Origin of the sequence: Caballeronia calidae (genome assembly GCF_900044055.2) — a bacterium.
Taxonomy (GTDB): Bacteria; Pseudomonadota; Gammaproteobacteria; order Burkholderiales; family Burkholderiaceae; genus Caballeronia; species Caballeronia calidae.
The window spans coordinates 1-10,437 of sequence record NZ_FCOX02000120.1; the positions used below are offsets into that span (position 1 = coordinate 1).

The window sequence follows — 10,437 nt, forward strand, 5'->3', positions numbered from 1 at the left end:
TGGCAGGCCATCAGCACCGCCTTGTACCCGGCGATGTTCGCCTGCGACGAGAGCACGTCGAGGCTCTGCGCGCGCGTGGTGCGCGGCGCGGCTTCGAGGGCGAACGCGGTGACGCCGGCCGATGCAAACCGTGAGTTGCTGTCTGCGTCGAAGGGGTCGAGCATACCGATAAGAACAGCCCCAGGTTCCATCAACCTCAATTCTGAATCACTCGGGGTGTTGACTTTGAGTACGATGTCACAGCCCATCGCCGTTTTGTGGTCCGTTATCTCCGCACCAATATCTACGTAGGTCTGGTCGGGCGCATTTGCATAGGCGCCCGCCCCTGCTTCTACCTTAAGGGAATGACCTTGATCACAAAGCTTCTTTGCGACTTCAGGGGTAATCGACACCCGGTGCTCGCCGCACGATGTCTCCTTTGGCACACCAATATCCATTCACTAACATCCTTTGCCAGTGGGTGATGTCGGCATTTCCCACGCCGACGAAAAACCGAGCGATCCCAAAGGCGGAGCTCCGGGCCGACCGTCTGCTTGCGTCGCACCGACTTGAATGCGACGAGAGGGTCTGCTAAAGGCAACTTATGTGCCATGCTGAGGACTTTTGAGTTCTACCGACCGAAAGGCCGAAGGCAATCCACTAGCGCCCGATTATGTTCTGGGATAACACACAACTGACCGAATGAGAGACAGCAGGTGAGATCGAGCGATCTCAAGTATCGGTGCTTCAGGGCACAAGACATACCTGGCCAACGTCAGTGTTAATCGTGGTGCTAATGACGGATCGACTCAAAGGCGAAAAAGAAATGTTTTGCTTAACAAACCACCCTCGAGCTGCCGTTGTTATTGGAGGATCGAGACCAGGACGAAGTGCCTCGGGAGAGAACGCCGCGCTGAACAACCCGAGAAGCGGCATGTCGAACCGCTCGTGATGAAAGAGATCATCGTAGACACGAGGAAATCGCCTTACAACGTCGCGAGCAAATGCGCCGTGCCTATCCGAACGCGTTTATGCGCCATGCTGTCTGTCCTGCGATGGTGTCGACATGAAGCGAGCCTCTCTCGCCGTTCTTACAGCAATGAGCAACCTACGCGGGTAACATCCGCGCGGCTTCCGAACGTCGTTTGCTTGTCGCGTATGCGCATCGATCCGGGACACCCTTCAGGCTAGATACCGCTGATGACATGTTTATGATTGAACCGCCACCCGCTTCAAGCATATGAGGTAGGAATGCCCTCATTGTTCGATACATACTTTTGACGTTCAAGTCCATGGCGAGGTCCCAGTCACTCTCTTCGCAGTCGAGAATCGCACCCTGATGTACAAATCCAGCACAGTTGAACAACACGTCCACCGGACCTACCCGATGAGCCACATATTTCACCATCTCCGTATCCCGGACGTCCAACACGTTGGTTGTCAACTGCGGATGAGGCTCAAGGGTCGAGAGAGCGCCTTCATCGACATCCGTCGCGAAGACCCTCGCTCCTTCCCGTAAGTAAGCTTCCACAGCGGCACGGCCAATTCCTTTCGCTGCAGCGGTTATGAAGGCGGACTTTCCTGCTACACGACCTCGCATTTGATCTCCTTGGTTTCTTGGTGAAGGCGTTATGAGCAATTTCTGCGCCACGATGGCGGTCTAAAAAAGTAACTCCGTAACACGAGCAAAGCCGCAGGCGGCTGAATACCTCGATACCAGAGACTGTATTTGCAGAGGGCAAGGTCTGTCTCCGGCAAGGACACATTGTTCTCAAACCATTGGAGCCTCATCGCATCCAACAGGCTCACCTTCGCCCTCACGTTTAGCGACCAAGGAGGCAAGTCCATTCTGACGTCTCTCCTTAGTTCGGCGCACCATGAAAGCGCTGGGCGTCGGGATTCACCAAGACAACGAAGGACGGGTTCCAATCGTGGATTCTGTGCGCGATGCTGCATCTGTAAGGTCGCTTTACCGTTCGCGCCTTTTTCCACCGTAGCCCCCGCGCCGATCGAGACCCGTTCGGCGCTGCACTATCCGTGCGTGCCGCCCGGTGCCACGACGGATTCTGGCGAGACGCTCGGACACTTGCCGATGCAACCCGAAAATATCGAAGTACTTACGTTTTTGTCGCAACGCACGGGCGCAAGCCGACCATCGACGGTACGATGAGGACTATTAACAAATTCAGTTTGCGTGCGCGCCGCTCGCAACAAACTTGGGTCTATCGTTGCGCGACGCACAATCCAGCGCTCAAGCCCGCCCGATAGGACTCGAGCAGCGTTTCGATTGCAAGTGAAGCTGTTGCTATCGGGGCCCTGTTCGTCAAGGAAAGTTGTGTCGCGAACGGCGATTGCTACCGAAGTTGAATCGTGACGTGCGGCGAAATGATCATTGCGTGAACGCTTTCAAACGTTTCCCGGAAAATACGCCTGCAAAGCACGCACTCCGTGGCAATTCACGCGGTAGTACCCAACTTCTCTTGCAATTTAGGCACAACTTTGCTTGCGTGAGCGGCCTCGCACGACTTCCTTCGCCTACAAACGCGGCTATCGAGATAAAACTGAACTTATCTTAACGGCAGAACGCTCACGCGCAGATTTCCGTCCACACACGAGTCGGCCCATGCACGATGAAGTGAATAGGCAAAGCCGCCTATTACGATTAGTGTGCCAATCGCAAAAGACGAGGCGAAAGCGCGCATGCGCCGCCAACGACAAAGACCAAAACCAGAGCGACAACCTAGAACAGCATCGACCAGTCAGGTGTACTTTGCGTCGAACGGCGCGAGCCGGCATGGGGGCGGCCGTGCGGAAGCGACGATGGCCAGTGTCACCAGTCAGTCCGACAACTGTGTCGTGCCCGACTATGAGCGGAGCGAGGAAGCAGGACACCAGTATCAGCGCGAGACATTCGTCACTTGCACCAAGCTCGCGCTTTGACATCTGGTCTGGTTCGGTGTTCGTGCCAGGAAGTAGCCGGTGCGCTACAGCCGCGTAAAGCTGACGAACTCAGGTACCTCTCCGGGGAACTGGAGCCGGCTGCAATGCTGCTTGTCACCACTTGGCGTGTCGTTTGGCGTCGGACGTGGCAGAGCATCGGACTTGTCTTTAAAGCAATTTCCGAAGGCGTGTTTAAATCCTGGGCGATGGACCTGACGATTTCGTCAATACTCGGCTGTGCCATGACGCCCTCCTGGGAAGACGGAACTGCATGGGGGATCGTTACTAGACAGGAGCGATTCCGCACTCGCCAATTGAATCGCACTATTTTCCGACGTAAAGCAGTCGACGTTTTATTGTCTGATGACACCTCCGCGCCTCCACCTCTAGCAGCGAACCGGGCGCTCTCTCCGTACCCCTAGCATCCGCCCTTGCCGGTCAACCTTCGACATCCCGCAATGAATTTGACATTATCAGATAACGACGATTTGGGAGCAAATTGCGACCCTCAACTGATTCCATTGGTTCGCACGATCTTGTTCCGAACCTCTTCGTAATATTGTTCTCAGCTCATTCGGGCGGAAATAGTCGCGAACGGGCACAACACGCTCGAATCTTTGCATTTCAGCCCATGCTTCCACGGTCATGACGACCTCCGCAATCAGAACGAAGTCGTGTGCGGCGCGCCTTGTCCTTCGGCCCTCCCGTAATGGTCGGCCAAAGCCCGTTGTCCGTTGGCGAAGATACAAAATTGCTTCGAGCGTCCGGCTGCCCAGGGGCACAGCCATCACAGAGCAACGTGCACCGGAGGTCCAAGGGCGAGCTCGTGCTCATGCTGTTTCGCACTTGGGCTCGCCAATCTTCTCCAGCGCGTCGATCACAAGCGTAGTTATGTAAGATTCGAAGGCAGACGGGCGGAATACGGCTGATATGACCAAGCGCAACGCGCTTACGCTGGCGGACAGCTCGCGCGTCGAAACCAGGTCTACTTGAGCGTTGATTTGGGTCCGATGACTCACCCGTTCCACACTCAACGATGCTCGATGCTCTGACGCATCCGTTGCACGAACTTGCCGGTGATCGCCGGCAGCGTTCTGCCTCTTTTCTTCACGATCGCAATCGACCGCACGAATGCGGGATGGTCGATTTCCTTCACGACGAGCCCCGGTTCGGCACGCACTTCGCGAGCAGTCTCGGGCAGGATGGTCACGCCGAGACCGGCGCGCACCATCGCGACGGCGGTCATCATGTAAGTGGGTTCGCACGCGATATCGAGCGGCCCGCCCGATATGCCGAGCGCCGCGTCGACGACCGCCCGCACGCTCGTTCCCGGTGCGGTGAGCACGAGCGGCAACCCGGCCAGATCGCCCGGACCGATGCGGCGCTTCTTCGCGAGCGGATGCGCGTCCGGGTACACGGCGACGAGCCGGTCGACGCCCGCATGCAGGACCTCGAGCATGGGGTCGTGCACCTCGCCGCCCGTGAGCCCGATATCCGCCTCCTCGTCCCGGACGAGCGCGTTGACAGTGCTCGCCACGACATCGCGGATCCGGAAAACGACGCGCGGCGCTTCGCGCTTCATGCCGATGATGAGTTCGGGCAGCACGCTCGCCGCAAAAGTGGGCAGACATGCGATGCGGATCGTGCCGCTTTCGCCTTCACCGAGGGCGCGCGCATCGCGCAGCACGTTCTCCATGTCGCGCAACGATTTGCGCAAGAGCGGCAGCAACTCGCGGCCGGTCGGCGTCAGCGCCACATTGCGGCTGTTGCGATCGAACAGACGCGCGCCAAGCACCTCCTCCAGCCTGCGAATCTGCACCGTGAGCGCGGGCTGCGACAGGTGCAGCCGTTCGGCGGCGCGCGTGAAGCTGCCCGCCTCGGCCACGGCGATCAGCGCCCGAATATCGCGTAGGTTCAGATCCATTACGGTTCGTGATAGCTGCGATCAAATCATTTCAATTGTGTTATCGCCGATTCGAACTTACTCTGGGCCACATCAAAAAACAAGATTCGGAGACAAGTTCATGCTGCCGTTGCTCGGCTTAGCCACCATCGTCGTCCTGCTCGGGGCGATTCTTTCGAAGCGCATGTCTCCGCTCGTCGCGCTCATTATCGTGCCGATCGCGGCTTCGCTGATCGGCGGCTTCGGGCTGCAGACCAGCAAGTTCGTCATCGACGGCCTCAAGAGTCTCGCGCCCGTCGTCGGTATGTTCGTGTTCGCGATTCTCTATTTCGGCACCATCACCGACGCCGGCACACTCGACCCGATCATCGATCGCATCCTGCGCGCGGTTGGCACGAAACCGACGCGCATCGTGATGGGCACGACGCTGCTCGCGCTGCTCATCCACCTCGACGGATCCGGCGCGGTCTGCTTCCTCGTTACGATTCCCGCGATGCTGCCGCTCTACGACCGCCTGAACATGGACAAGCGCGTGCTCGCGGCGGCCGTGTCGATGGCGGCGGGCATCAACTTCCTGCCGTGGACCGGGCCGATGATCCGCGCCTCCGCATCGCTGCATCTGCCGATTTCCGCGCTGTTCAATCCGCTGATTCCGGTGCAAGTGATCGGCCTCGTGTTTGTGTTCGGCATGGCGTGGTGGCTCGGCCGGCGCGAGGAGAAGCGCCTCGGCTATTCGAGCGCGAACGGCGCGATTCCCATGCCCGAACGCAAGCTCACGCCCGAGGAAGCCGCGCTGCGCCGCCCGAAGAATTTCTGGTTCAACATCGTTCTGACGATCGTCGTGCTCGGCACGATGGTCGTGATGGGCGAGAAGATTCCGCCCGCGATCATGTTCATGGTCGGCCTGTGCATCGCGCTGATGGTGAATTACCCGAACGTCGATATGCAGCGAAAGCGCATCGACGCCCACGCGCGCGCCGCGCTGATGATGGCGGGCATTCTGCTGGCGGCGGGCGTGTTCACCGGCATCATGCAGGGCAGCGGCATGCTGAAAGCGATGGCGCAGGCGGCGGTCGGCTTCGTGCCACCCGCTTTTGCGGGGCATATTCCCGTCGCGCTCGGCCTGTTGTCGATGCCGCTTTCCATGCTTTTCGATCCCGATTCGTTCTATTTCGGCGTGTTGCCGGTGGTCGCCGAAGTGGCGTCGCAACTCGGTGTGCCGGCGGTGCATGTCGGGCAGGCCGCGCTGCTCGGCCAGATGACGACCGGCTTTCCCGTGAGCCCGCTCACGCCCGCGACGTTTCTCGTCGTCGGTTTGTGCGGCATCGATCTCGCGGATCATCAGAAGTTCACGTTTCCGCTGCTGTTCGGCGCGTCGATCGTCATGACGATCGCGTGCGTCGTGCTCGGCGTGTTTCCGTTGTAAAGGGCGAGCATCATCATGAAAGACATCATCAGAATCGGCACGGGCGCGGGGTATTCGGGCGATCGCATCGAGCCCGCCGTCGAGCTCGCGGAGCACGGTGCGCTCGACTATCTCGTGTTCGAGTGTCTGGCCGAACGCACCATCGCCATCGCGCAGCAGGCGCGCCGCAACGATCCCGACGCGGGCTACGATCCGCTGCTCGAAGCGCGCATGCGCGCCGTGCTGCCGGTGGCGGCGAAGAACAGCGTGCGGATCATCTCGAACATGGGCGCGGCGAATGCGCGCGCGGCGGCGTTGAAGACGGCGAAGATCGCGCGCGAACTCGGCCTGCACGGATTGAAGATCGCGGCCGTCACCGGCGACGATGTGCTCGATACCGTCCTTCGCTCGAATCTGCGCTTCGAGGAAACTGGCGATGAAGTCAGCGCCTACGCGGATCGCATCGTTTCGGCGAATGCGTATCTCGGCGCCGCGCCGATCGTCGCCGCGCTCGCGGCGGGTGCGGATATCGTGCTGACGGGACGCGTCGCGGATCCGTCGCTGTTCACCGCGCCGCTGATCCACGCATTCGGATGGCGCATGGACGACTGGAACACGCTCGGACAGGCGACCGTCGTCGGCCATCTGCTCGAATGCGCGGGCCAGGTCACGGGCGGCTATTTCGCCGATCCGGGCCGCAAGAACGTCGATGATCTCGCGCGGCTCGGCTTTCCGATCGGCGAAGTCAGCGCGGACGGCGCGGTTGTCGTGACGAAGGTGCCGCATGCTGGCGGCTGCGTCACCGAAGCCACCTGCAAGGAACAGTTGCTCTATGAAATCCACGATCCCGCGCGCTACTTCCAGCCGGATGTCGTCGCGGATTTCACGCAGGTTCGGATCGCGCAACAGGCGAAGGATCGCGTGCGCGTGACCGGCGGATGCGGCCACGCGCGCACGGCGACACTGAAAACATCGGTGGCCTATGTCGAAGGTTATATCGGCGAAGGCCAGATTTCCTACGGCGGCCCGGGCGCCGTGGCGCGCGCGCGGCTGGCGCTCGACATAGTGCGTGATCGTCTCGCGATTACCGGCGTTGATACGAGCGAGTTGCGCTTCGACCTGATCGGCGTGAACGCGCTCTATGGCGATGCGCTCGCGGCCCGCCACGACGAGCCTTTCGAGGTCCGCGTCCGCGTGGCGGGGCGAACATCGGACCCGAAAGAAGCGGCGCGCATCGGCAACGAAGTCGAAACGCTCTACACCAACGGCCCGGCGGGCGGCGGCGGCGTGACCAAAGCCACGCGCGAAGTCATCGCCGTTCAATCCGTGCTGCTCGAGCGCGAGCATGTGAATCCCGTTTTCGAATTCGTGGAGAGCCAACGATGAAACTGCGTGAACTGGCGCACGGCCGTACCGGCGACAAGGGCAATACGCTCAACGTCTCGGTGATCTGCTTCGACGCGCAACACTACGCGCATCTGCGCGCACAACTGATGCCCCAGCGCGTGAAGGAGCATCTCGCCGATGTTGTGAAAGGCGAGGTCGTGCGCTACGAGCTGCCACTGCTCGGCGCATTTAACTTCGTGCTTGGACTTGCGCTCGGCGGCGGCGTCACGCGTTCGCTCGCGCTCGATGCACACGGCAAGTCGATCAGCGCGGCGCTGCTCGATATCGACATCGATGAGCCGGTCGCGCGTTGAGTGGACGTCAAGGGATGCGGCCGGGCGCTCGACGAGTTGTCGGAACCGTTCCCTCGCCGGGTAGCGCCGCGCAAGGACATCACGTCGGCAGACCGATGCGCGTCCGCGCGCCACACCAGCACTTCCGCAGGACTTCCTGCCCGCGCTCAGATACACATGTCCGACCCAACTGTCGAAGTGAACGCTGTCGCAGGGCTTCAGTTCGAACACAGCGCCGGTCTCGAACCTGAGTTCGAGCGAACCCTGCAGCAGGAACACGATCTCTTCGGCGCTGTGACGAATGCAGTCCGGGAAATCGGAGAGCTTGCGCGCTCGCACATGTCCGCGCTTCGGCACCATCTTCTTGCCCCTCAGATCGTTCGCGAGCATACGGTACTGATAGCCGCATGCTGAAAATAGCGATCCGACGCCTTCGAAGTGAGCTGACCCTGCGAGGAAGGACATTGTGCACATCCGCACATACGAGGTAGCTGTCGAGTTGCCTGCTGAACTGCTGTCCGCATGAGGACGGTTCGAAGGCTGACGCATCGCCTAAGTCCACGAGGCCCCAAACTCTTCAAGGCGGGCGAGCTGCTCGCCCACAGGTAAGACATGTACCGACCCAAGCGACGATTTGACGCGGCGATGACGTTGGCGGGCGCGAAGCTTGCAAAAAGCTAACAGGTGCGCTCTAATGGGCAGGCCACATTCTTGATCGCTCACTGCTTACTGCCTTGGGGTAATAGTCGTGTTTTTCGTTCCGCATTTCTACCTTGTCACTCTTTGCATTCCTGTGTTAGATGGGACGGGCACTGGCGGGCATCGAAAATCCGATACATTGAATCGCCCGCGAAACCGCGCCAGCCGCGCAGACAAGTCAGCACTCCCTTCTGCCCGGCTCTTCGCATAACTCAAAAAGTCATTAAAGCGAGAGCCGGGCGCAACACCTTTCTGTAGACCACCGACGGTACCCCATCACGACTTGCGTGAAGGACGTCCGCTCGCGTGCCGAACAAGCACGAGTTCCCTTCCACTGCTTGCGCGCAGCTTTTCAGCCATGCGCACCAAAACAGCGGCGGCATCGGATCGTCTTCGAAGGATTCAAGCCATGAGGATGCAAGCAAAACACCTGAATGAAACCCCAACGGTTGGGCAGGAACACTCCGTAACCATCAGTGGCCACATTTTGGCGTCGCTGCGGAACGTCTCGAAAAGCAGACGCAGCGGCTGTGTGACCTTCCAGGCTCAACATCGAGGGTATCGTTTGATGGCGCAAGCAGAAGCCCTGAAGGGCGCGTTGCACGCAGCCCATCTTGTGATTGAAGGGCCAAGCTGCCCGACACAGCGCTGCTTCCACGCGCTCGATTACTTCTACGACCCAGCACAGGCTTTGCAGTACGCGATCCGATGGGGCCGGATCTGGGTCGACCATCGGCTTACGAAAGACGCCGCGCGGCGCGTCTTGACGATTAGTCCGGCAAGCAGTCGGGAAGTGCTTCTGAAAGGGGAACGTGCTGATCAGGCGGGCGATCATGAGTGAATTGTCCGGGAAAAGAACGCTCCGTTTCGTTGTGCGTAAGGCAGGGAGTCCAAGGGCGGCGCTAGATACTATGGAAGGGCCGCGGAAGTAAGCCTCCTGGAGTAAAACGAGGATTCCGATACCCGTTTTCCGAGAGGAGTACGCAAATGAATGCGCCTCGCACAGCCCTTCACGGGCAGAATACAACTATCACCGGAACGCTGTATGTCGCCTTTGAGCTGGGCGACAGGAGTTGGAAGCTTTCGCTGGGTGATGGGGTGCGCGCGCCGAGCCGCTGCACAGTAGCCGCCGGCGATACGGCCGCAGTCTTCACGGCGATTGCGAAGGCCAAGGTCCGCTGTCATCTGGCCGCCGAGGCTCCGGTGCGCAGCTGTTACGAAGCCGGGCGCGACGGTTTCTGGCTGCACCGCTGCCTGGAGGAACATCAGATCACGAACCTGGTGGTGGATTCGGCCAGTATCGAAGTGAACCGGCGCAGGCGCCGCGCCAAGACCGACCGTCTCGACAGCGACAAACTGCTGTCGATGCTGATGCGTTACTACGCGGGTGAATGCCGGGTGTGGGCAGTCGCGCGCATCCCGACTCCCGAACAGGAGGATGGCCGGCGGGTACACCGTGAGCTCGATCGCCTTAGGCAGGAACGTACCGCCCACAGCAACCGGATCCGCTCGCTGCTGGTACTCCACAACCTGCGGGTCGAGCGCATCGGTGGGCGTGCGTGGACGCATTGGTGGGCACAGAACGCCGCCCGTTTGTTGCCAGGTGTGCGCGCCGAGATCGACCGCGAATGCGATCGGCTGACGCTTGCTGCCAGCCAGATCAGGACGCTCGAGGCGCAGCAGCAGCGTGAGGTTCGCAGCGGCGCTCAACCAGCAATCGCGTTACTCGCGCGCCTTGCAGGTATCGGAGCAGGCAGCGCCTGGACGCTGGTCAGGGAACTGTTCGGCTGGCGACAGTTTCACAACCGCCGCGAAGTGGCCGGCTGCCTAGG

Annotated in this window: 8 protein-coding genes and 1 pseudogene; 6 read left to right on the forward strand and 3 right to left on the reverse strand. The window is 60.3% G+C overall.

Features of this window, described 5'->3' with window-relative positions:
• From AWB78_RS44540 to AWB78_RS39805, 3 genes and pseudogenes are all read right to left on the reverse strand, one after another.
• On the reverse strand, positions 1 to 437 hold a 437-nt coding region (locus AWB78_RS44540; RefSeq protein ID WP_510183598.1), incomplete at its 3' end, for a Rossmann-fold NAD(P)-binding domain-containing protein.
• 686 nt (positions 438 to 1,123) lie between these two features.
• Positions 1,124 to 1,579: pseudogene (locus tag AWB78_RS39795) on the reverse strand (SDR family NAD(P)-dependent oxidoreductase); the annotation flags it as partial.
• A 2,370-nt stretch (positions 1,580 to 3,949) separates the two neighbouring features.
• Positions 3,950 to 4,843 carry a LysR family transcriptional regulator gene (locus AWB78_RS39805; protein WP_062612431.1) on the reverse strand — a complete coding sequence of 298 codons (894 nt, stop codon included), beginning with the start codon at positions 4,841 to 4,843 and terminating at the stop codon, positions 3,950 to 3,952.
• 100 nt (positions 4,844 to 4,943) lie between these two features.
• Here AWB78_RS39805 and AWB78_RS39810 point away from each other — a divergent pair, with 100 nt between their 5' ends.
• The 6 genes from AWB78_RS39810 to AWB78_RS46060 form a co-directional block, all read left to right on the forward strand.
• Positions 4,944 to 6,248, forward strand: a complete 1,305-nt coding sequence (locus tag AWB78_RS39810; protein ID WP_062612433.1) for a CitMHS family transporter — start codon at positions 4,944 to 4,946, stop codon at positions 6,246 to 6,248.
• Between the two features lie 15 nt (positions 6,249 to 6,263).
• Positions 6,264 to 7,613 carry an acyclic terpene utilization AtuA family protein gene (locus tag AWB78_RS39815; RefSeq protein ID WP_062612435.1) on the forward strand — a complete coding sequence of 450 codons (1,350 nt, stop codon included), beginning with the start codon at positions 6,264 to 6,266 and terminating at the stop codon, positions 7,611 to 7,613.
• Positions 7,610 to 7,927, forward strand: a complete 318-nt coding sequence (locus tag AWB78_RS39820; RefSeq protein WP_062612437.1) for an AtuA-related protein — start codon at positions 7,610 to 7,612, stop codon at positions 7,925 to 7,927. Before AWB78_RS39815 ends, AWB78_RS39820 begins: the two co-directional genes overlap by 4 nt.
• Positions 7,928 to 8,320: a hypothetical protein gene (locus AWB78_RS49985; protein ID WP_062612439.1), complete on the forward strand. Its 393-nt coding sequence runs from the start codon at positions 7,928 to 7,930 to the stop codon at positions 8,318 to 8,320.
• A 694-nt stretch (positions 8,321 to 9,014) separates the two neighbouring features.
• A complete protein-coding gene (locus AWB78_RS39830; protein ID WP_062612441.1) occupies positions 9,015 to 9,446 on the forward strand; it encodes a hypothetical protein in 432 nt (143 codons plus the stop codon).
• A gap of 146 nt (positions 9,447 to 9,592) precedes the next feature.
• On the forward strand, positions 9,593 to 10,437 hold an 845-nt coding region (locus AWB78_RS46060; protein WP_062612444.1), incomplete at its 3' end, for a transposase.